Raw genomic sequence first — 21,809 nt, 5'->3', positions numbered from 1 at the left:
CCATGCCGCAGAAAGGCGAAAGCCCCACACCGGGGGAGTATGGGGCTTTCGGACGGCCGGGGGAGAGGGGGAGGTGGCGACCGTCAGGCTGATGTCTGGTCAGCGCATGGCTAGAAGATACGGGCGCCTCCCCGACATTTCAAGTAACCGTTTGCAACAATTCTTGCCTTTGTGTGTGCGACCGGGCAGTGATCAATGCTGCCAATCAGCGATAAGGCCGAAACAGGAAAATCAATACGGGGACAAGGCAGGGAATCAGCAGAGCGATGAATCCAACCAACAGCGCCCAACCGATCCCCCACTTGATGCCGCCCCCCAGCAGGCCGATGCCGATAAAAAACAGGAATTGACCGATTGATGCCATGGCAACAGCCCTCAATCTGAAAATATTAATCAATGCTGATGGGGTTAGCGCCCGCCGAGAAGCCAAGTGAGCGTGCTGCCCAGCAAGCGAAGCATGAAGACAACAAGAAGCAGACCGGCAGCCAGTGCAAAGCGGTCGGCTGCAAAAACTTGCCCCAAGCCGTAACAAAGGACCATCCCGAGGACAAGCAGAATATCGAACGGCGATTTCATATCACCAGTATAGAGTTTCGCTGGACGAAATAACGGCTCAGAAATACGCCTGGGCCAGCCCGTAGGCGACGATCGTCGAGACGATGACGCCGATCCAGCCGGGAATCATGAAGCTGTGGTTGAGCAGGTATTTGCCGATCCGCGTCGTGCCGCTGCGGTCCATGTTGATCGCTGCCAGGTCGCTCGGGTAGAAGGCAAAGAAGAAATAGGCGTAGCAGGACGGCATCAAGCCGAGCAGCAGTTGCGGCGAGAGGCCGAGCGCCAGGCCGAAGGGCAGCATGATGGTCAGCGTCGCCGCCTGGCTCTTGACGAAGGCGGAGACGGCGAACATGGCAAGCGCGAAGGTCCAGGGCGCGTATTCGACCATCGCCTTGATGTTGTCGACGAGGAAGCTCTCGTTGGCCTTGACGAAGGTATCGCTCATCCAGGCGATGCCGAAGATCGAGACGACGGCGATCATGCCGGCGGTAAATACCTCCGACTTGGCAATGGCCGCCGCCTTGACGTTGGCGGCGAACAGGATGAAGGCGCCGAAAGCCAGCATGATGACCTGCACCACGGTCGTCATCGGCATCGGCTTGCCTTTGACCAGCGGCAAGAGTTGCGGAAACAGCGCCAGTGCAACGATGCACAGGATGCCGGAGAAAAAGAGGATGACCGACAGCCGTGCCGCCGCCGGCAACTGCTTGTCGAGCGTCGTCACCGACATTTCGACCGAAGCGCGGAAAGCCGGGTCCTGCATTCGCTCGAGGAATTCCGGGTCCTTGTCGAGATCGAGGCCGCGCCGCATGCTCCACAGCGCAGCGGCGATGACGCCGATCAGGCCGGCCGGTAGCGTCACCATCAAGATCTGGCCGAGCGTGACCGGCGCCGCGGTCTTCGCCGTCATCGCCAGAAAGGTGGTGACGGCGGCTGCCACCGGACTGGCCGTGATGCCCATCTGCGAGGCGACGCTGGCAATCGCCATCGGCCGCTCCGGGCGGATTTTTGTCTTCAGCGCGACATCGGCAATCACCGGCAGCAACGAATAGACGGCATGGCCGGTGCCGACGCACACGGTCAGCAGGAAGGTGGACAGCGGCGCGAGCAGCGTGATCTGCTGCGGATGCCGGCGCATCAAGCGTTCGGCTTGCTGGACCAGGAAATCGAGGCCGCCGGCGACCTGCAAGGTGGCCGAGGCGGTGACCACGGCGAGGATGATCAGCATCACCGTGATCGGCGGTTCGGATGGTGCAACGCGGAAACCAAAAGTGAGCACCGCGACGCCGAGGCCGCCGATCAACCCGAGCGCCACCCCGCCGCGCCGGATGCCGATCAGGATCGCCGTTAAAACCAGCGCAAACTGGATCCAGAAATCGAACATGACATTCCCCTTGTTGGTTTGATTTGTTGCTGCACCGCAGCATTTTTACCCACTATGCCACAGGGGAATAACAATGAACAGCCGGTTTACCCGACAGGCGCGCGCCGGGAGAGTTACCCGGAAAGAGACGGACAAATTGCCCACCCGGGGACGTTGACCGCAGGCATCGACCGTTGGCCGGGCAGCGTTTAGTCGAGGAAGCGGACGCGCCCCGTCTCAAGCTCGTACACCGCGCCGACCAGTTTCACCTTGCCGATGGCCAGATTTGCCTGGGCCTCCGGCGTGGCGAGCAATTGGCTGACTGTATGCCGAACGTTGGCTTCCACGGCAGAGTGAAGCAGCGCCTCGGCCGGTTGCGTCCCATCCAGCGTTTCGAGCGCCGGCAGGATGTTTTCGAGCAGGATCTCGATCCGGCTTTTTTGCGTCGCCCCCTGGAACTTCGAGGCGATTGCCGCCTTGACCGCCCCGCAGCCTTCGTGGCCGAGCACGACAAAGAGCGGCGTATGCAGATGGGCACCGGCGTACTGCAGCGTCCCGAGGATCGATGGGCCGAGCACATTGCCAGCGACGCGGACCACGAAGAGTTCGCCAAAGCCGGCATCGAAAACCAGCTCGGGCGGTACCCGACTGTCGCTGCAACCGAGAATGGTGGCGTAAGGCTGCTGGCCTTTGGCCAGTTCGGCCAGGACTTCCTTTTGCACCGTCGGGAAACGGGCCTCGCCGGCAACGAAACGGGCATTCCCTTCTTTCAGGCGCTGCAGTGCCTCTTCGGCGGTATAGGCGGGATGATTGACTGGCACGATTATCGACTCCCTGAATGTTTGAGCATCAATGAAATAATAGCCCTTGCTACCTTCTTCGCCAGTCGGGCCAGCATCCGGCAGGCAGCGCATCGCTGTTTTTCCGTGTAATGTACTGAGCATCAAATGATGCTGATTTGATCCGGACCTCGCGCTGCCCCTGCCCATTTTCAGACATCCGCCACCATGCCAAGCAGCAGACTTCTTTCCTCGCTTGTCCTGACGCTGCTCGCCGGCTTTGCACAGGCGCAGGAGATTGAACCACGGGCTTATTCCAATGCACCCATCGGCGTCAATTTCCTGATTGTTGGCGGCGGTTATTCCGAAGGCGGCATCTCGTTCGACTCCGCGCTGCCGCTGACCAATGCCAAGATCAAGACCGATCTCGGCCTATTGGCCTACGCCCGGGTGCTGGAAATCGGCGGTCAGGCCGCCAAGTTCGATTTCATCCTGCCCTACGCATCGCTGAACGGCACCGCCGATTACCGGGGGGAATCGGTGACGCGCGACGTATCCGGCTTCGGCGATCCGAAGCTGCGCCTGTCGATGAATTTTTACGGCGCCCCGGCCCTGACGCTGGAGCAGTTCGCCGGCTACCGGCATGACCTAGTCATTGGCGGCAGCCTCCAGATCTCCCTGCCGACCGGGCAGTACGACCGGGACAGGCTGGTCAACATCGGCGCCAACCGCTGGTACATCAAACCCGAACTGGGTATCTCGAAGGGCTGGGGACCGTGGACGCTTGAACTCAGCGGCTCGGCCACCCTGTTCGGCGACAACAACGATTTCTATGGTGGCAAGCGGCGCGAGCAGGACCCCATTTATGGCGCGCAGGCGCATGTGGTCTACGCTTTCCGCTCCGGAGTCTGGCTTGCCATGACGGCAGCACATTTCGTCGGCGGACGCACAACGCTCGACGACGTTCGCGGCAACGACCTGCAGCAAAACTCCCGTTTTGCTGCAACCCTGGCCGTACCGATCGACCGCCGCAACTCGATCAAGGTTCACGCCAGTACCGGTGTTTACACCCGGACCGGCACCGACTTCGACACCATCAGCATCGCCTGGCAACACCGCTGGGGTGGCGGGCTCTAGGAGATTGGCGGGGCGAGTTCATTGCTGCCCCCAGCCTGCGTTTTCGACAGCTCGATGGAAACCGGAGCCCCGGGCTTCCATCGGACCAGATCAGTACGGCGGATTGATCACCACATACTGGCCACCCTGCGGCTGGTACCAGGTACTGCCGCACTGCTGATAGACAATACCGCCGTAATTCACTGGAACGCAATTGGCCGGCGGGGTACGCACCATCGAACCAATGGCAACCGCTGTTGCCGTCACCACTGCGGCAGCGGCCACGGGGTGATAGTCGTTATCCCAGCCACCACCGCAGCACCCGCCGTTGTTATCAACGTTAACGTTCACATTTCGATTGCTATTGACGTTGGTGTTACGGCTGGCATTCACGTTCCGGTTGGAATTGACGTTATTGACGCTGGTGTTGCGTACATCATTGGTCCGCGCGTCACGCTGGCTGTTGTCCACCTGCCGGCCACCGCCTCCCGCATTGGCACGGGCACCGCCGCCGCCCCCCCCCGAACTGGCCCGAGCCGCACCACCACCGCCGCCAGCACGCCCACCATCACGCGCCTCGGCGATCGGGGCAAGGGCAAAGCTGCAGAGGAAGAGCGCCACCAATGGAGCTGCCAACCGCTTGTTGAACAGGTTATTCATGATGCCCCTCCTTTACTTTTATCCAGCGGGCGAAGCTCGACCGCAGTGCTGCCCTTGGGTGGGGTGAACTTGAAGACCGCATCCTTGAAGCCCGGTTTCAGTTTCCAGTCCATCAAGGTCACCGATTGCGGACGCGCCTCGTCGCCTCGATTGGTGATTACCAGCTTGCGTGGCAAGGGCTTGTTGCCGACGCTAATCCAGATCTGCCAGTCGACGTTGCCCTGACGGAAAGCGTAATGGTTGCAAAGATCAGGGCCGATGAAATCCTGGCCGGCATTCATCCCCGACTCGATTTTGTCGAGCGCCGCCGCCGGGGTGCCCCAGGTAAAGAGGTCATAAAGCGGGATTTCGACGCCGTAGCGTTCTTCGAGTTTGGTAACCAGCACGCTGAGCGGCCCATCGAACTCGACCGACGAATAGTATTTCTGCTGCGGCGTATAGAGGGTGGCCATCTTGCCGTCGTAGTAGATCTCCCGCTGGGACCGGGCACTGTACATGCGGGCGCGTAGCTGGTTCGGCGAGGCAACTTCGAGTTCCGCCGCTGCCGTATGCTGCAGCTTCTGGCCATCGGCCAGCACACGCTCCCCGGTCAATTCGGTCGATACCGAGTAGCGCTGCATTGACCGCAAATATGCCCCCATGTCCTTGAGCGCCTGAATCGATGCCGGGTCGACGGCATTCGAACGGCTGGGCGACGTCTGCGCATGAAGCCCCGGTGCGCCGAGCGCCAGTGCCACGAGCACCGGTGTGAGTTTCTTTAGTTTCACATTGATCTCCTCTGATCGAGCTTCTCAAAAGTAGCCGCATTCATCTGACAGCGACGGTCAACCGTCAATCTGCTTGTCAATTCAGATCGTCATCCTTGTAATACTTGGTCCCCTTGACCGTCACCTCGGCAGCAACCCCCTTGTCGGTGAGTTGATAGAGCCAGACACCATCCCCCATCGATACGGCGCCGGCATAGGACGCACCCTGCTTGCCGTCGCTGGCCGCTGCAGTTGCCTGGGCACTGCTCTCCCAGCCTGAACTGACGAAACGATCGAAGGCCGCGGCATTCTGGAAGACGAAAACGAGGTTGAATTTCTTGACACCGAACCCGAGGCCCGCCTGAACCTCGATCATTTTCATGAAAATCTCCCTGGTCGACTCACCTTTCTTGACTGCGACCCCCTTGCCACTCCCGCTACCGGCAACCAATATTTTCATACCGAAGTTGCTGAAGGTTGCGTAGCCGGCCGCCGACTCGACAGCCTTCCTTGCCGATGGCTGGGCTTTATAGAGTTTGGAGAGAACCTGGGCAGAAGTCTTGCGTATTTCGGCCCTGGATTTTTCCTTCTCGCTGGCGCTGCTGGCCGCCATCACAGCTCCGCTTGTGAGTAATAGCAGGCAAAACCCGAGCATTCTTGAGATCCGAATCATGGTGATTTCCTTTTCTCTCAGAGAGTCTTTACGCTGTTGATAAGCGACGTACGGCCTAGCCACGACCATGTTGAATTCATAGCCGAACATACCGATGTTGTCCATACCCGATCGCTCGTAATTAAGCGCTCACGCTGCGCATGGTTCGGCCCGGGAATTCTCCCGCCCACCAACTCAGGCAAAGGCAAATGCCAGTTGTGGCGATATTTCCGGCTCGGCCAGCACTTCCGTAAGCAGCGCACCACGGGATGCTGGCTGGAGCATCTCGGCATAGGCATCCGACGGAAATTCATCATGTTCAGCCAGCCAGAAGGCCCCCTCCTCCTGGGTCAGGATGACAGGCATTCGCGGGTGGATGGGGGCGACGCTATCGTTGGCCGCCATTGTCAAAATCGCGCAGGTCGTTCCGGCCCGCCGATGCTGATCGTAAATGCCGGCCAACATCAGCGTTTTCTGCCGGCTATCGCTGATCCGTACCTTCCGTTTGCCGCCGCTGCCTGCCTGCCACTCAAAAAATGCGGTCGCCGGAATCAGACAGCGATTCCGTTTCAGGAGCTTTCCGTAAAACGGCTTGGCCTCCAGACCCTCGCTGTGCAGGTTGATCGGCGGATTAAGAGGCTCAAGGTCGAGAAAGCTCCCGACCAGCCCCCAGCGGGCACGGCTGGCCAAATAGCCAGCGCTATTGCGGGTGACCATCAGCACCGGATCAGTTGGATGCATTTCCGCTCGCCGGAAAACCTCCCGCTGGCCCAGATCAAGCTGCTTGAAGTGCCGCACCAACTCCCTGGAGCTTGCCTTCAGTTCATAGCACTCGCACATGGCGATTTACCGCCGATCAGCGTGATAGCTACTGGCGACAGTCGTACATTTATCAATGACCTGCACCTGAACCATGGCATCACAATGCCCGGCCACCAGTTCCTTCAAGCTCGCCGGGCTATAGGCGACCGTCGGTTGCAGCTGCTCTTGCAGCGTCAGCCGCGGATTCAGGACGGCGATGCAATAACTGGCGCAGTAGTCCCGGTGCACGCTGCCAACAACCAGCACTTCCTCGCGCTCCCCCGGTTGCAGCTCAAACAACCGCTTGAAGCTCACATTAGGCTTGCGCGCCGAGGCCAGAATGCCATTGACGACGCCCATGGCGACATCCTTTATCTGTTCGATCTGCTGGTTCATGCGACACCTCAATATACTGTGTATTTGTACAGTATATATCCATTCCCTGCCCGGCTCACAATCTTCAACGACAGGAAATCTATCGCTCAGCCAGGCGAGCGGAATTCGTCCTCGATCCAGGCTTGCGCACTGCTCGTCGTCAGTTTGAAGCCCGGCTCGACACGAATCTCGGCCAGCACCTCGCCGAAAGGATCTTGGGCGCTGAGCAGCGCATAGGGTTCGTATTCATCCGGAACAATATCGAGCATCACATTGAGCCGCCCGCTTGGCGTATCCACCGTGACTTTCTTGTGGAGCATGGCGTGCAATTGATGTTCATGGCGCCGGATGACTTCCGATGCCGTCTTGACCAGGACCTGAAAGGCCGAAGCATCCAGCGGTTTGGGATTCTTCTTATCCCGCCCCATCGTCCAGGGCCCAACCAGTGCCGGCTCGGACTCTCCGTCTTTGGTCATCGCCACCGCCCAGCCTTCGTCATCTTCGTTTTTTATGACCCGGGCCGTCCAGCCGTTGTCGCACCAGAGGCGGTCTTCATTCACCACTGCGGGCAAGCCGTCCTCAAATTCCATTTGCATTTCGTCAGTAATCATCCGGGGATTGTGCCCGAGGCCGGCACCCTTCGTCCATTAAGGCGGGCCTAATGCCCTGTGGCAGTTGAGTCGTGCGTCAGGTTCCGGCAACTATCAAGTGAATGCTTTCAAAACTAATATTCGGCTTCAAATCCGGCATCGATGATGGCCTGAAGAATGTCATCCGGACTAACGAACCGGCCGTGTTCGACACTCGCTTCCCCTTTTTCCAGCGATATCTCGACGTGACCAATACTCGGCAAGTCTTGAATGGCATTGGCCAAGGTGCTTACACAGGTCTCGTCTTTCAGGCCAGTGATTTTGAAAATCAAACTTTGCATCGTGCATCTGCCAGTTGTTGGGTTCTGATGGTATCCGGCAACAGATTCAGCGGAAAGTTCGCCAAAAGGCAACTCTCGGTTGAATCCGCAGCCATGAGCCGCCTTTCCCAATTGTCTTCCAATTCGGATAGTTGCAGAATGTCCCATGACAAACGCAGCCCTATCCGAGACACTTTAATAGTTGGAGAGTTGTTTTATGAATCTACTCAAGAAACAAAAAATCTTGTTGAAACGTCTATTTGCCATTCCTAAGAACAAGCATCATATGGCGCTTGAGGTTGTTCCGATAAGCAATAAACTCCCGCCTGGAAGGTGCCGAACGATTATCTATGCGGTATTCGATAGGGGCAGAAGGCTCGGAACTGCGGAGGTGGAGTACTTCCAGGAGCAGCAAAGCGCCATCATCCATCAGATAAAAGTTGAAGAAGATGTTCGCAAACAGGGGGTTGCGAGCTATCTGGTGGGCTGGATAATTGCCCACACCCCTTACCGAGTTGGAACGCTGTACGAATATCATTCCGCTTACCACTTCTGGGTAAAGATGCGGAATCGGCACGGCTGGCGTATGTTGCCGGCACCGGCAATGAGTGGCTAACAATTTGTTCGAGAGTGACGCTACGCCGGTAAGCCAGCTTAGCGCCCCAGAAACTCAAACGTTGAACGGCAGCTTTAGCTTTTACGCAACTTCCGCTTTGGGCTCTTTTCTGCCCCCTGGTGAGCAAGAAGGTCGTGACAGCATTTGTCGGAAACACGACGCCGGAGATCACTCCAAGCACCTGATTTAATTAGGGACATGAATTGGCTCGGGTTTTGCGTGCGGCTGGAAACATTTTCATCAATTTCCAGCACATCTTCAGTCCATGAGAAAACCGACGCTTTATCAAAGCCTGAAAGCAAAACGCCGCAGCCAGTCGCTGGTCATCGGGGTCACCTGGTACACCGAGGAAACCTGGGCGCAGGTCAAGGCCACGGCCACCGACCCGGAATGTTTCGAGGATTCCTTTGAAAAATGGAAAGCCGTCGCGGTGGCTGCCCGTAGAAACTTTCAGCGTTCCGGCGTGCTCGCCCTAGAATGCCAGATCATGCCGCAGGAGTTCTTCGCCTGGTGCGTGATCAATAACCAGGCGAACAATTCGACCTCCCGGGCCGAATTTGTTTCGGAAAAACTGAGTGCGGCCCACGCGGCCAAAGCCTGAGGAAGTGTTGGGTTATTGAAAATATGTCATTCCCGCGCCCAGCAGGAAGTACCCTTGGGGTGCGAAGGCGGGAATCCAGAAAAATCAATGAACTGGATCCCCGCCTTCGCGGGGATGACGCATATTTCAGGGGCTTGCCAAGCCCGCCGACGCCAAACGAAAAAAAGGGGCCCGAAGGCCCCATAAATAAGGGAAGCACCGGGCGGGTGACCGGGCTCCCCCGCAGAGAAGATCTTTGCTCGCCTAGAACACTTCGTCGCCGATCCCGGCCAGCGCGGCATCGCCCGCCTTGACGGTTTCGGCAAAAGCGATCGCTTGCGGCAGCAGTTGGTCGGCGTAGAAACGGGCGGTGGCGATCTTGGCGCGGTAGAAGGCCTGATCGCCCTTCCCCTTGTCGAGATAGCCGGCAGCTGCCAGCGCGGCCTTGCCCATGAACCAGCCACCGCAGACGGTAACGGCGAGGTGCAGGTAAGGCACGGCTGCGGTCAACACCCCGGAAAGGCCGGTTTTTGCGTTGCCGGCCAGCCATTCGGTGGCTTCCGTCCAGGCCTTGAGCGCGATGCCGAGGCGTTGGGCGATGGCTTGCAGTTCCGGTTTGCCGGAGGCGCCGAGCGCCTTGGCGGTGGCGTAGATTTCGCCGAAAACCACTTTGGCGGTAGCGCCCTGGTCGCGCATCAGTTTGCGGAACAGCAGGTCGTTGGCCTGGATGCCGGTCGTCCCTTCGTAGATGGTGGTGATGCGCGAATCGCGCCAATGCTGGGCGGCGCCGGTTTCCTCGATGAAGCCCATGCCGCCGTAGATCTGGATGCCGAGCGAAGTGACGTCGATGCCCATTTCGGTGCCGCCGCCCTTGACGATGGGGATCATGAATTCGGCAAGGAACAGATTGCGCCTCTTCTCGTCGGCATCAGTCGCCGCGTGGGCGCGGTCAAGCAGCCCCGAGGTGTAGTAGGCCAGCGCGCGGCAGGCTTCGACGCGCGACTTCATCAGCATCAGCATGCGGCGGATGTCCGGGTGCTTGTCGATGGTGACCAGCGCTTCGCCGGTCAGCGCATCGCGGCCCTGCTTGCGTTCGCGGGCGAAGGCCAGGGCCTGCTGGTAGGCGCGCTCGCCGATGGCGATGCCTTGCAGGCCGACGCCGAGACGGGCTTCGTTCATCATGATGAACATGTATTCGAGGCCGCGGTTGGCTTCGCCGAGCAGGTAGCCAACGGCTCCGCCATTGTCGCCGTAGGCCATGACGCAGGTCGGGCTGGCGTGGATGCCGAGTTTGTGTTCGAGCGCGATGCAGTAGGCGTCGTTGCGGGCGCCGAGCGAGCCATCGGCATTGACCAGGAATTTCGGCACCAGGAACATCGAAATGCCCTTGACCCCGGCCGGCGCGTCCGGCAGGCGGGCAAGCACGAGATGCACGATATTCTCGGTCATGTCATGGTCGCCATAGGTGATGAAGATCTTCTGGCCGAAGACGCGGTAGGAACCGTCGGCCTGCGGCTCGGCGCGCGAGCGGATCAGAGCCAGGTCGGAGCCGGCCTGCGGCTCGGTCAGGTTCATCGTCCCGGTCCACTCGCCGCTGACCATCTTTTCCAGATAGATCGCCTTCAGCTCGTCGCTGGCGCAGGTGAGCAGCGCTTCGACGGCACCGGTGGTCAGCAAGGGGCCGAGGCTGAAGGCCATGTTGGCCGAGCAGAGCATTTCCTTGACGACGATACCGAGGGTGTCGGGCAGGCCCTGGCCGCCGAATTCGGCCGGCGAGGTGATGCCGTTCCAGCCAGCTTCTCGGTATTGGGCGTAGGCTTCCTTCCAGCCGTTCGGCGTGTTGACGCCGCTGGCGGTCAGCTTGCAGCCTTCCTTGTCGCCGACGCGGTTGAGCGGGGCCAGCACTTCGCCGGCGAATTTGGCGGCTTCGTCGAGAATGGCATCGGCCAGGTCCGGCGTCGCTTCCTCATAGGCGGCGATCTGGCTCAGTTCCTTGAAGCCGGCCAGTTCGTCCATCACGAAGCGCATGTCTTTGACGGGGGCGCGGTAATCACTCATTGCTGTTGTCTCCTTTTAGTATTTTTCAGAACGTTCAGAACGGGCTGCTGCACAACGCCGCTTTGGCGCTGCGATACTCCTGCTGCAGGCGGCCGACCAGTTCGCTGGTCGACATCACCTCGTCAATCGTGCCGACGCCCTGCCCGGCGCCCCAGATGTCTTTCCAGGCCTTGGCATCGCGGCTGCTGCCGAAGCTCATCGCGCTCTTGTCCTTTTCCGGCAGGTTGGCCGGGTCGAGGCCGGCGGCGAGGATGCTCTTGGTCAGGTAATTGCCATGTACCCCGGTGAAGTACGGGGTGTAGACCACGTCCTTGGCGGCGGAATCGACGATCGCCTGCTTGTAGGCTTCGACGGCATGGGCTTCGTGGGTGGCGATGAAACGGGTGCCGATGTAGGCGAAATCGGCGCCCAGCGCCTCAGCCGAGAGAATGGCCTTGCCGTTGGTGATGGCGCCGGACAGCGCAATCGGGCCGTCGTAGAACTTGCGGATTTCGCCGACCAGCGCGAACGGGCTAAGCGTGCCGGCGTGGCCGCCGGCCCCGGCGCAGACCAGGATCAGGCCATCGACCCCTGCTTCGAGCGCCTTTTCGGCATGGCGGACGCTGATCACGTCATGGAAGACCTTGCCGCCGTAGGCATGCACATGCGGCACGATGGCGGTCGGCGCCGACAGGCTGGTGATGATCAGCGGCACTTCGTGCTTCACGCAGAGCGCCATGTCGTGCTCCAGCCGCTCGTTGGAGGGGTGGATGATCTGGTTGACGGCAAACGGTGCGGCGTTCGGGCTTTCGGCCAGCGTGGCGCGGATGCGCGTCAGCCACTCGTCGAGCAACTCCTTAGGGCGGGCGTTCAGCGCCGGGAAGGAGCCGATGACGCCGCTCTGGCACTGGGCGATCACCAGATCCGGGTTGGAGATGATGAACATCGGCGCGCAGATGACCGGCAGGCGCAGGTTCTTGTTCAGTGATGCAGGAATCGGCATTTATGCTCCCTCTTTCAGTGCGCGACGCAGGATCTTGCCGACGTTGGTACGCGGCAGGTCGTCGCGGAATTCGACGTGCTTCGGAATCTTGTAGCCGGTGAGCAGACCGCGGCAGTGCTCGATCAGCATTTTCTCGGTGACATTGCCCGCCTTGCGGACGACGAAAATCTTCACCGCCTCGCCCGAGTGCTCGTCCGGCACGCCGATGGCGGCCACATCCATGACCCCGGGATGCATGGCGACGGCCTCCTCGACTTCGTTCGGGTAAACATTGAAGCCGGAGACGAGAATCATGTCTTTCTTGCGGTCGACCAGGAAAACGAAGCCTTTTGGATCGACGTAGCCCATGTCGCCGGTGCGCAGGAAGCGGTCCGGGTAGAAGACCAGTGCCGTTTCGTCCGGCCGCTGCCAGTAGCCCTTCATGACCTGCGGCCCACGGATGCAGATTTCGCCGACCTGGCCCTGCGGCACTTCGTTGCCGTAGTCGTCGCGGATCGAGACTTCGGTCGAGGAAATCGGCAGGCCGATGGCGCCGTTGAACTCGTGCATGTCGAGCGGATTGATCGTCGCCGCCGGCGAGGTTTCGGTCAGGCCGTAAGCCTGTAGCAACGGCGTGCCGGTCACTTTCAGCCACTTGTCGGCGACAGGCCCCTGCACCGCCATGCCGCCGCCGAGCGTGACATTCATCGTCGAGAAATCGAGCTTTTCGAAATCCGGATGATTGAGCAGCGCATTGAACAGCGTATTGACGCCGGTCACCACCGTCACCGGGTACTTGCCCCACTCCTTGATGAAATTCGGGATGTCGCGCGGATTGGCGATCAGCAGGTTGCGGGCGCCGATCATCAGGAAGGTCAGGCAGTTCGCGGTCAGCGCGAAGATGTGATAGAGCGGCAGCGCCGTGATGATGAATTCCTGCCCCTCCTTCACCACCGGCTTGATCCAGTTGTAGGCCTGGGTCACGTTGGAGGCGATGTTGGCGTGAGTCAGCATGGCGCCCTTGGAGACGCCGGTCGTGCCGCCGGTGTATTGCAGGAAGGCGACGTCGTCGCGGGCCAGCGCCACCGGCTTGAAGCCGTGCCGGCGGCCGGCCGCCAGCGCCGCGTTAAAGCCGAGCGAACCGGGCAACTTCCAGGCCGGCACCATCTTCTTGACGTGGCGGATGACGAAATTGACGATTGTTCCCTTCAGCGCGCCAAGCATTTCGCCAAGCGGCGTGACGAGCACATGCTTGATCGCCGTGTGCTGGATGACCTGCTCCAGCGTGTGGGCGAAGTTCTCGACGATGACGATGGCCGTCGCGCCGGAATCCTTCAACTGGTGCTCCAACTCACGTGGCGTATAGAGCGGGTTGCAATTGACCACGACGCAACCGGCGCGCAACGTGCCGAACAGGGCGACCGGGTATTGCAGCAGGTTGGGCATCATCAGCGCGACGCGCTCGCCCTTCTGCAAGCCGAGCGATTGAAGCCAGCCGGCGAAGGCCTTGCTTTCCTCATCGAGCTGGCGGTAGGTCATCTCCTTGTCCATGCTGATGTAGGCGACCTTGTCGGCGTAGGTCGTGCAGGCGGTTTCGAAGAGCGCGACCAGCGACGGAATGTGCTCGATGTCGATCTCGGCCGGAACACCCTTGGGATAGCTTTGTAGCCAGATTTTTTCCATTTTTGTCTCCTCCTGTGCCTTAGTTGCCGAGCAGCGCCTTCTTCAACGAGGCGTCGGCCGGCTTGTCGCCGAGCCAGACCTTGAGCAGCGCTTTCGCGAATGCCGGGCCGGCCACCTTGCCGCGCATTTCCCCGTTCAGGCTGACACTGACGCCCTCGGCGGAGAAATCAATGGCAACGGTATCACCTTCCTTGAGCTTGCCGAACCCCTTCAGCATGGCACCGAACTGCTCGGCCGGCACCTTGATCTCGGCCAGCTCGGCCGGACCGCTGTTGTTGTGCAGGCCATCTTCCAGCGCGCCGTGCAAGGTATCGGCGCCGATGTCACGCAACAGGCGCAGGGTCATCCGGCGCGGTGTGGCGGTATCGAGCAATGCCGCCGGCTGGGCCGACTTCTGGCTGACGTAGAGCGCCCCGACATAGAGGTTGATGAAGAGCTTGCTGCGCAGGCCGGCACCATTCAGCAGCAGTTCGCTGCCGCCGACGCGCACCTTCTCGTCGACCCTGACCCCGGCCACTTCAGCCGCGTGCAGCCCGGGCACGGCAATCAATGCCGCGACCAGTGCCGCCCGCCGAACGCTATGCGATGTAATCATTTGTCTCCTCCACCGTTTTTCTGTCGGTAGTAGTTTTTGTCAGCGATATAAACCGTTCGCTCGACGACGGTATGCACCGTGCCGTGGCGATCCTTCAATTCCACCGTGTAGGTCCGTTCCAGCTCCGGGCATTCGGCCAGCGCCGTCCTGATACTGGCCACCTCCTCGTCGCTGAGCACGAAATCGGCAAACAGCGTCGAGTAGCCCGGCTTGCGGTAGCGGATGCTGGCCGCCTTGTCCCAGACGATGTAGCCGTCTCCCAGCGCCGCCATCAGCATCATCGGATGTGCCCCGTCGGTGATCGCGAACAACGCGCCGCCGTACAGCGAACCGACGATGTTCTTGGTCTTCCAGTTCAACGGCAGGCGAATGCGGATGTGGCGCAAATCCCTCGCGACATGCGTCACCCGCCCGCCAGTGCCGCGAAAGGCGGGATGGAAGTTGAACCCCATCCGCACCATGCGCGCCCGCCAGGCCGGCGGCAGTTTGGCCAGCCAGGCGGGTTTCATCGGCGACTCCTGCGGTCGACGCTCACAAACGCTCGATAATCCCGGCGGCGCCCATGCCGGTGCCGATGCACATCGTCACCATGCCGTACTTGCCGCCGGTGCGCTGCAGACCATGCGCGACAGTGGCGATGCGGATGGCGCCGGTCGCGCCGAGCGGGTGGCCGAGCGCGATGGCGCCGCCGAGCGGATTGACCTTGGCCGGATTGATGCCGAGTTCCTGCATCACCGCCAGCGACTGGGCGGCGAAGGCTTCGTTCAGCTCGATCCAGTCGAGGTCGTCCTGCTTGATGCCGACCTGGGCCAGTACCTTGGGGATGGCGGCAATCGGGCCGATGCCCATGATTTCCGGCGCCACCCCGCCGACTGCGTAGCCGGCAAAGCGGGCCAGCGGCGTCAGGTTGTGCTCGCGCAGGATTTTCTCGGACACCAGCATCACCGCGCCGGCACCATCCGACATCTGCGAAGAATTGCCGGCCGTCACCGAGCCACGGGCATGGAACACCGGCTTCAGCTTGCCGAGCTTTTCCAGCGAGGCGTCGGCGCGCGGGCCTTCGTCGAATTCGACGGTACGCTCGCGCAGCTTGATCTGGCCGCTCTTCAGGTCGGGCAGGCTTTCGCGGATGGTGTAAGGCGTCGTTTCGGCATTGAAGTGACCGGCGGCAATCGCCGCGCAAGCCTTCTGGTTGGAGGCCAGCGCGAAGGCATCCTGCGCTTCGCGGCTGATCTTCCACTGCTGCGCCACCTTCTCTGCGGTCAGGCCCATGCCGTAGGCGATGCCGAGGTTTTCCTCCTTGGCGAAGATGGCCGGGTTCATCGACATCTTGTTGCCCATGATCTGCGGCATCACGCTCATCGACTCGGTGCCGGCAGCGATCATCACGTCGGCCAGGCCGAGGCGGATCAGGTTGGCAGCATCGGACACCGCCTGCACCCCGGAGGAGCAGAAACGGTTGATGGTGATACCCGGCACGGTGATCGGCAGGCCGGCCAGCAGCGCGCCGATGCGGGCGACGTTCATGCCCTGCTCGGCTTCCGGCATCGCGCAGCCGACGATGACGTCGCCGATCAGTGCCGGATCGACGCCCGGCACCTGGGCGACGACGGACTTGATGACGGCAGCCAGCATGTCGTCCGGGCGGACGTTCCTGAACATGCCGTTGCGCTTGGCGACCGGCAGACGGGTGGCGGCGACGATGTAGGCGTCTTGAATCTGTTTGCTCATTTTCTATGTCTCCTCGACCCGATTAGTTACGCAGCGGCTTGCCGGTTTCGAGCATGTGCTTGATCCGGGCCTGGGTTTCGGGGGTCTTCAGCAATTCGACGAACAACTGGCGCTCGACGGTGATCAGCCATTCCTCATCGACCAGGCTACCGGTCTCGACTTCGCCGCCGCACAGCGCAACGGCAGCCGAACGGGCGACCTTGTAGTCGTGGGCGGAAATCATGCCGCCTTCCTTCATGTTGACCAGCATCATCTCGAAAGTGGAAATGCCGTTCTTGCCGGCGACCGGAATGCCGCGCGCCAGCGGCGGCGGCGCGTAGCCGGCCTCGGCCATGGCACGGGCTTCCCGGATCGCGACGAAGAGCAGTTCGTGGGCGTTGAACAGGATGGTGTCGGACGGCTTGGCGAAGCCCATCTCGACGACCTCGACGGCGCTCTTGGCGACCTTGGCCATGGCGATGGTCTGGAACACCGGCTGCAGGTAGTTGAAGACCTCGCCCGGTGTCGCCGACTGGGCGGCCCATTCGGCAGCGCGCACGGCGAATTCCTTGCAACCGCCACCGGCCGGAATCAGGCCGACACCGGCTTCGACCAGGCCGACATAGCTTTCCAGCGCCATCACCCGCTTGCCGGCATGCATGACGAACTCGCAACCGCCGCCCAGGGCCATGCCCTGCACCGCGGCCACCACCGGCACCTGCGCATATTTCAGCGTCTGCGAGGCGCGCTGGAATTTCTCGACGGTCTTTTCCAGGATATCGAACTGGCCGGCGGCACAGGCTTCGCCGACTTGCTGCAGGTTGGCGCCGACGGCAAACGGCGCTTCGTGCCAGATCACCACGCCATCGAGCGTCGTTTCGGCCTGGCGCACGGCGGCGATGACGCCGTCGAGCACTTCGTCACCGATGGTATGCATCTTCGACTTGATGGAAATGATGCCAATTCCGGCGTCGACCGCCGGCATCTTCCACAGGCGGACGCCATCGTTCTCGTACAGCGTTTCGCCGGACTTTTCCGGGGCCACGGCGGTTTCACCGAGCACGCGCTCCGGGAACAGCTGGCGCTGATAGACCGGCAGCGTCGAGCGGGCGACGTAGGCATTCTTGCTGGCGGAATAGGAACCTTCGGCGGCATGCACGCCGGTGCGACCACTTTCCAGCGCCCAGGCCGGCAAGGCGACATTGCTCATGCTCTTGCCAGCGGCGATGTCGGCGGCGATGGCCTGGGCGATCTCGCCCCAGCCGGCGGCCTGCCAGGTTTCGAACGGCCCCTGCGCCCAGCCGAAACCCCAGCGCATCGCGAAATCAAGATCGCGGGCATTGTCGGCGACGCTTTCCAACTGCACGGCGGCGTAATGGAAGATGTCGCGGAAGATGGCCCACAGGAACTGGGCCTGCGGGTGGCTGGAGGCACGCAGCGCGGCGAATTTCTCGGCCGGGTTCTTGATTTTCAGGATGGCGGCGACGTCGTCGGCGATTTCGCCGGCCGACTTGCGGTAAACCTGGTTGGCCAGATCGAGCACCTGGATTTCCTTGCCCTGCTTGCGGAAGATGCCGCAGCGCGTCTTCTGGCCGAGGGCGCCCTGGCCGATCAGCGCCTGCAGCCAGGCCGGGCTGGTGAAATATTGATGCCACGGATCGTTGGGCAGCGTGTCCTGCATGGTCTTGACGACGTGGGCCAGCGTATCGAGACCGACGACATCGGCCGTGCGGTAGGTGGCACTCTTCGGGCGGCCGATCTTCGGACCGGTCAGCGCATCGACTTCGTCAAAACCGAGGCTGAAAGCCTGGGTGTGGTGCATGACGGCAAGGATCGAGAAGACGCCGATCCGGTTGGCGACGAAGTTCGGCGTATCCAGCGCACGGATGACGCCCTTGCCGAGACGCGAGGTCAGCCAGGTTTCCAGCGCATCGAGCGTACCGCCATCGGTGCTCTGCGTGCCGATGATCTCGACCAGGTGCATGTAGCGCGGCGGATTGAAGAAGTGGATGCCGCAGAAGCGCGGCCGGATGTTTTCCGGCAGGCCCTGGGCCAGCGCGTTCATCGACAGGCCCGAGGTGTTGGACGCGACAATCGCCTGGGCGCCGATGTGCGGCGCGATCTTGGCGTAGAGGTCGTTCTTCCAGTCCATGCGTTCGGCGATGGCTTCGATGACCAGATCGCACTCGGCAAGCAGCGGCAGGTGTTCGTCGTAATTGGCGGCGTCGATGAACTTGAGCTTGCCCTTGCTGGCGAGCGGTGCCGGGTCCAGCTTCTTGAGGCCGTCGAGGGCCTTCTTGACGATACCGTTCTTGTCTCCATCCTTCGCCGGCAGGTCAAACAGCACGACCGGCACGTTGGCGTTGGCGAGGTGCGCCGCAATCTGCGCCCCCATCACGCCCGCGCCGAGCACGGCGGCTTTCTTCACGATCAGCTTGTTCAAGCGATTCTCCTTTAGGTCTCTTTTTGTGCTTCGTTAAATAAAACGAACGTTTGAATTATAGATAAGACACTCCGGCGGTCAACTGCTTTTTTGCATCGATTTTCAAAAACGATGGACGAGATGCCGGAAAGCGGCTGGCCAGAGGAAGGTGGAATTGCCCGGCAGCAAAGCCGGCAGCCCGATCAGCGCAGTGGCCGAATCGGGCGAAGGCGAACAGCCCTATTTAGTCGCAGGCGATTCGGGGCGCGACTGTTCGCCCATTTCCTGCAGGAAGGCACGCAGGGTCGCGATACCCGGCCGCAGGTGGGCGGCGTTCAGGACTTCCGGCTGGGCCTCGATATCAAGCGCCCAAGCCCGGCGCAGCGCCCGGCAGCAGGCGGCCAGGCGGCCCAGCCGGCTGCCCTGGGCGCGCACGCAGGCAAGCAGCAGCGCCAGTTGCGGTGCCTCGGCGAGCAGGATGCGGCCCTCCCAGTCCATCGGCCGCGCCACGCCGTAACAGGCGTACTTGAGCGCCGGATAGGCGACATTGCGGCCGCTGATGCGAAACGCCATGACGCCCTGTGCAATGCGCGCTTCCGAAAAACGGCCACGCGGCGGCGCCAGGGCTTGGCGCACCGCATTGAGGCGGGCAAGCAGCGCCGGCTCGGTCTGGGCCAGCGTGGTCGATGAATTGGGGGCGACGAAACGCCGGCGCAACTGCAGGCCAAGTTCGTCCAGCGCGCTCATGGCCGGTCGAGCGGGCAGCGCAGGTCGGCCTCGATGCCGCTGTCGGCGCGCAGAACGGGCACTTCGTCCGGCTCGCGGAACTCGAGGCGCAGTTCGATGCGCCGGCTCTCCTCCGCGCTGCTTTTCAGCGCATTGAACGAAGCGCCGCTGACCAGGAAAAGTTCGCGCACTTGCCGGCGATCCGCTTCGGCCAGCGCCTCCGGCCCGCTGGCCGGGAGCAGCAGCGCGCACATGACGCGCTCCGAGCGGCGCAGGCTGAGATCGAGGTTGTGCAGATAACCGCCGCGGGCATCGGCAAAGCCTTCGACGACGATGCGCTTCAGCCATTTTTCGCCGAGCGGATCGCGCGCCAGTTCAAGAACGGCCGGCACGAAGCTGCGCAGCAGCGCCGCCTGACTGTCACTCAGCTTGTGGCTGTTGCTGTCGAAACGGGCCCGGTCGCCAAAGTCGATGACATTGCCGCGCAGCCTGACGCCGGGAAACTGCTCGACCTGGGCCTGCAGACGGGCGAGAAAGGCCGAAATCTCCTGCGCCTGCTCCACCTTCTGCCGCTCGGCCTCGGAAATGTCATGGGTGATGGCGAGCAAGGCGACGGTGAGCGCCACCAGAAAGAGCACCATCAGCGCCGTCATCAAGTCGGAAAACGAGATCCAGAACGGCTTTTCGCCCTCCTCGCGGTTGCCGCGCCGGCTGGCGGCCCGGGGCCGGACCAGGCTCACCGGCGCACCACTTCCTGGGCCAGGGCGTCGGACAATTCCTCGATGGCACCTTTCAGCGCCTCGACGGCGCCGGTCACATGCTGCTGGAACTGCCCGTTGCCACGGGCCAGCGTGCGCTCGACATTCTCGGCAAAGGCGGCGTGGGCCTGGGCCAGCACCTCGGAAACGCCTTGCAGGTAGGCATCGGCCTCCTGCCCGGCGCGGCCGAGTGTCGCCGCGGCGCCTTCCATGCGACCGACCAGTTCGCCGGTCAGCGCCGCTTCACGGCGGGCCTGTTCGACCGTGGCGCGCAGGTCGCTCACCATCTGGCCAATCGCCTGCGTCGCCTGCTGCTGCCCGGTCAGCGACTGGCCGACGCTCTTCGCCGCCTGCGCCATCGCGGCGGCCGAGGCCGCCATGTCGCCGCTACTCAGCACGAAGAACTCGGCGGCCTCGCCAACCCCGCGGCCGGCATTATCCAGCCGCCCGGCCGCCGACTCGACGGCGCCCCGGCCGACCAGTTCGAGCCGGCCGGCCACCTTGCCGAGTTCGCCGACGGTGCTTTCCAGCGCGCTGGCGGTACGTTGCAGCAGGCTTTCCAGCCCGTCCTGGCGCTGTCCGAACGTGTCGTCGAGGCGACCGCTGAATTGCTGCAGCACCTTTTCCAGCGCCCCGCCGACTGCGGCGCCCTGCCCGCTGCCCAGCCGTTCGACGGCCGTGGTCATCCGGGTCAGCGGCTCCTGCAAGGCGCCGGCCACCGTCTTCGCCACGGCATCGGCCACCCGGCCGGCCAGCGCTTCCTGCTGCTGGACCACTGCCTGTTGTTGCTGGGCGAGCATCGCCGCCATGCCCTGGCGCAATTCGCCGACGATGGCCTGCTGCAGGCGGGCGGCCTGCACCGCCGAGGCTTCGGAGGCGCGCACCAGGCGGGCCAGGTATTCCTCGCCGACACCGGCATCGAACAGGCTGTCGATGCGCTGGACCAGTTGTTCCACCTGGCGGTAGCGCCGGGTAACGATGGATTTCTCGATCCAGGTGATCAGCATGGCCAGCGTGATCGCCGCCGCCGACACTTCGAAAGCCTGGCCGACGCCCTGGATCAGCGAACGCAGGCTGCTGCGCACCAGTTCGGTATTGCTCGACACCTCGAAATGATTGAGGCCGGCGATCAGCCCGGTAAAGGTGCCGATGATGCCGATACCGGTCAGGATGCCCGGCAGGTGCTTGTAGAAATCGGTCTTCAGCGGCGTGTCGACCAGCGCCCGTTCGGTCAGGAAATCCTCGGCCATCGCTGTCGCCCGCCAGGCAGCGAAGGCTTTGGGGTTGGCCGGATCGGGAATGGCGTGCAGGGTCTGGGCATATTCCCGCCACAGGTGGCGCAGATGCGGCAAATCCATCACTTCGCGGCCGATTTTCTCCGGATCGGCCGGCGTCGCTTGCGCGGCCAGGCCCTTGATCGCCCGCCCCAGTTCGCGGCCGAGCAGCAGGGCCGGCACGACGAAACGCAGCAGGAAGCCGAGCGCGATGGCCAGCAGCACGGCGGTAACGATCCAGCCGCTCCAGACATGCCAGAACTGCAGCAAACTCTCCATTGACCAGCCTTGAATACGATTTAGGGCGGCGAATTGTAGCAGCCGGGCCGGGCGACGATGGCGCCCCGCCACCCGTAATGCGCTTAAGTCAAGGCACGGATTTTCGAGTTTGTCGTTCCCGCGCAGGCGGGAAACCTGTCCAGGTGCCCCCCTGGATTCCCGCCTGCGCGGGAATGACGCTTATCCGGGC

24 protein-coding genes are annotated in these 21,809 nt (G+C 62.0%); 4 read left to right on the top strand and 20 right to left on the bottom strand.

Going from position 1 to position 21,809, the window contains the following annotated elements; translation table 11 throughout:
• Positions 1–205 precede the first annotated feature (205 nt).
• Entirely contained in the window at positions 206–364 is a 159-nt protein-coding gene (locus tag AT959_RS21080) for a hypothetical protein (protein ID WP_157651255.1), read from the bottom strand.
• Between the two features lie 32 nt (positions 365–396).
• Between AT959_RS21080 and AT959_RS08100 the strand changes: the two genes are divergently transcribed.
• The gene (locus tag AT959_RS08100; RefSeq protein WP_066882469.1) at positions 397–609 is read left to right on the top strand and encodes a hypothetical protein; all 213 of its coding nucleotides are present in this window, start codon (positions 397–399) and stop codon (positions 607–609) included.
• A gap of 4 nt (positions 610–613) precedes the next feature.
• Here the strand turns inward: AT959_RS08100 and AT959_RS08095 are convergent, their stop codons facing one another.
• Together AT959_RS08095 and AT959_RS08090 are read right to left on the bottom strand one after the other, a co-directional pair.
• Complete coding sequence (locus AT959_RS08095) at positions 614–1,939, bottom strand: anaerobic C4-dicarboxylate transporter (RefSeq protein WP_066882467.1); 1,326 nt, start codon at positions 1,937–1,939, stop codon at positions 614–616.
• A 188-nt stretch (positions 1,940–2,127) separates the two neighbouring features.
• On the bottom strand, positions 2,128–2,739 hold the full coding sequence (locus AT959_RS08090; RefSeq protein WP_157651254.1) for a carbonic anhydrase: 612 nt from the start codon (positions 2,737–2,739) through the stop codon (positions 2,128–2,130).
• A 186-nt stretch (positions 2,740–2,925) separates the two neighbouring features.
• Here AT959_RS08090 and AT959_RS08085 point away from each other — a divergent pair, with 186 nt between their 5' ends.
• Positions 2,926–3,834, top strand: coding sequence for a transporter (locus AT959_RS08085; RefSeq protein WP_066882463.1), 909 nt, complete (start codon positions 2,926–2,928; stop codon positions 3,832–3,834).
• A gap of 90 nt (positions 3,835–3,924) precedes the next feature.
• On the opposite strand, the gene AT959_RS08080 is transcribed toward AT959_RS08085, so the two are convergent.
• The 7 genes from AT959_RS08080 to AT959_RS21790 form a co-directional block, all read right to left on the bottom strand.
• Entirely contained in the window at positions 3,925–4,473 is a 549-nt protein-coding gene (locus tag AT959_RS08080) for a hypothetical protein (protein WP_066882461.1), read from the bottom strand.
• Positions 4,470–5,240: a DUF2092 domain-containing protein gene (locus AT959_RS08075; RefSeq protein ID WP_083518293.1), complete on the bottom strand. Its 771-nt coding sequence runs from the start codon at positions 5,238–5,240 to the stop codon at positions 4,470–4,472. Before AT959_RS08075 ends, AT959_RS08080 begins: the two co-directional genes overlap by 4 nt.
• 76 nt (positions 5,241–5,316) lie before the next feature.
• Positions 5,317–5,997, bottom strand: a complete 681-nt coding sequence (locus tag AT959_RS08070; RefSeq protein ID WP_205629867.1) for a lipid-binding SYLF domain-containing protein — start codon at positions 5,995–5,997, stop codon at positions 5,317–5,319.
• A gap of 69 nt (positions 5,998–6,066) precedes the next feature.
• Positions 6,067–6,711, bottom strand: a complete 645-nt coding sequence (locus AT959_RS08065) for an SOS response-associated peptidase (RefSeq protein WP_066882457.1) — start codon at positions 6,709–6,711, stop codon at positions 6,067–6,069.
• Positions 6,712–6,717: 6 nt separating this feature from the next.
• Complete coding sequence (locus tag AT959_RS08060; protein ID WP_066882455.1) at positions 6,718–7,068, bottom strand: hypothetical protein; 351 nt, start codon at positions 7,066–7,068, stop codon at positions 6,718–6,720.
• Positions 7,069–7,154: 86 nt separating this feature from the next.
• Positions 7,155–7,637 carry a hypothetical protein gene (locus tag AT959_RS08055; protein ID WP_240481783.1) on the bottom strand — a complete coding sequence of 161 codons (483 nt, stop codon included), beginning with the start codon at positions 7,635–7,637 and terminating at the stop codon, positions 7,155–7,157.
• A 134-nt stretch (positions 7,638–7,771) separates the two neighbouring features.
• Positions 7,772–8,125, bottom strand: coding sequence for a heavy-metal-associated domain-containing protein (locus AT959_RS21790; RefSeq protein WP_240481782.1), 354 nt, complete (start codon positions 8,123–8,125; stop codon positions 7,772–7,774).
• Between the two features lie 49 nt (positions 8,126–8,174).
• Between AT959_RS21790 and AT959_RS08045 the strand changes: the two genes are divergently transcribed.
• Positions 8,175–8,573, top strand: a complete 399-nt coding sequence (locus AT959_RS08045; protein WP_066882451.1) for an acetyl-CoA sensor PanZ family protein — start codon at positions 8,175–8,177, stop codon at positions 8,571–8,573.
• Positions 8,574–8,838: 265 nt separating this feature from the next.
• Positions 8,839–9,174: a hypothetical protein gene (locus AT959_RS08040; RefSeq protein WP_066882450.1), complete on the top strand. Its 336-nt coding sequence runs from the start codon at positions 8,839–8,841 to the stop codon at positions 9,172–9,174.
• Between the two features lie 243 nt (positions 9,175–9,417).
• Here the strand turns inward: AT959_RS08040 and AT959_RS08035 are convergent, their stop codons facing one another.
• From AT959_RS08035 to zorA, 10 genes are all read right to left on the bottom strand, one after another.
• Positions 9,418–11,211, bottom strand: coding sequence for an acyl-CoA dehydrogenase C-terminal domain-containing protein (locus AT959_RS08035; RefSeq protein ID WP_066882448.1), 1,794 nt, complete (start codon positions 11,209–11,211; stop codon positions 9,418–9,420).
• 34 nt (positions 11,212–11,245) lie between these two features.
• A complete protein-coding gene (locus AT959_RS08030; RefSeq protein WP_066882446.1) occupies positions 11,246–12,193 on the bottom strand; it encodes an NAD(P)H-dependent flavin oxidoreductase in 948 nt (315 codons plus the stop codon).
• A complete protein-coding gene (locus tag AT959_RS08025; protein ID WP_066882444.1) occupies positions 12,194–13,855 on the bottom strand; it encodes a long-chain-fatty-acid--CoA ligase in 1,662 nt (553 codons plus the stop codon).
• A gap of 19 nt (positions 13,856–13,874) precedes the next feature.
• Positions 13,875–14,450, bottom strand: coding sequence for a chalcone isomerase family protein (locus AT959_RS08020; RefSeq protein ID WP_066882442.1), 576 nt, complete (start codon positions 14,448–14,450; stop codon positions 13,875–13,877).
• A complete protein-coding gene (locus AT959_RS08015; RefSeq protein WP_066882440.1) occupies positions 14,447–14,959 on the bottom strand; it encodes a DUF4442 domain-containing protein in 513 nt (170 codons plus the stop codon). The genes AT959_RS08020 and AT959_RS08015 overlap by 4 nt, the downstream gene beginning before the upstream one ends.
• A gap of 22 nt (positions 14,960–14,981) precedes the next feature.
• Positions 14,982–16,181 (bottom strand): acetyl-CoA C-acyltransferase, encoded by a 1,200-nt coding sequence (locus AT959_RS08010; protein WP_066882438.1) that lies wholly within the window; start codon positions 16,179–16,181, stop codon positions 14,982–14,984.
• A 22-nt stretch (positions 16,182–16,203) separates the two neighbouring features.
• Positions 16,204–18,603 carry a 3-hydroxyacyl-CoA dehydrogenase/enoyl-CoA hydratase family protein gene (locus tag AT959_RS08005; protein ID WP_066882436.1) on the bottom strand — a complete coding sequence of 800 codons (2,400 nt, stop codon included), beginning with the start codon at positions 18,601–18,603 and terminating at the stop codon, positions 16,204–16,206.
• A 219-nt stretch (positions 18,604–18,822) separates the two neighbouring features.
• Positions 18,823–19,329: a hypothetical protein gene (locus AT959_RS08000; RefSeq protein WP_066882434.1), complete on the bottom strand. Its 507-nt coding sequence runs from the start codon at positions 19,327–19,329 to the stop codon at positions 18,823–18,825.
• Entirely contained in the window at positions 19,326–20,048 is a 723-nt protein-coding gene (locus AT959_RS07995) for a flagellar motor protein MotB (protein WP_205629866.1), read from the bottom strand. The genes AT959_RS08000 and AT959_RS07995 overlap by 4 nt, the downstream gene beginning before the upstream one ends.
• Positions 20,045–21,619: an anti-phage ZorAB system protein ZorA gene (gene zorA / locus AT959_RS07990; RefSeq protein WP_157651253.1), complete on the bottom strand. Its 1,575-nt coding sequence runs from the start codon at positions 21,617–21,619 to the stop codon at positions 20,045–20,047. The genes AT959_RS07995 and zorA overlap by 4 nt, the downstream gene beginning before the upstream one ends.
• Between the last annotated feature and the right edge of the window lie 190 nt (positions 21,620–21,809).

It is taken from the genome of Dechloromonas denitrificans (assembly GCF_001551835.1).
Classification (GTDB): domain Bacteria; phylum Pseudomonadota; class Gammaproteobacteria; order Burkholderiales; family Rhodocyclaceae; genus Azonexus; species Azonexus denitrificans.
Note: the sequence above shows the minus strand (reverse complement) of the source record. Positions and strands in the feature narration are given on the sequence as shown.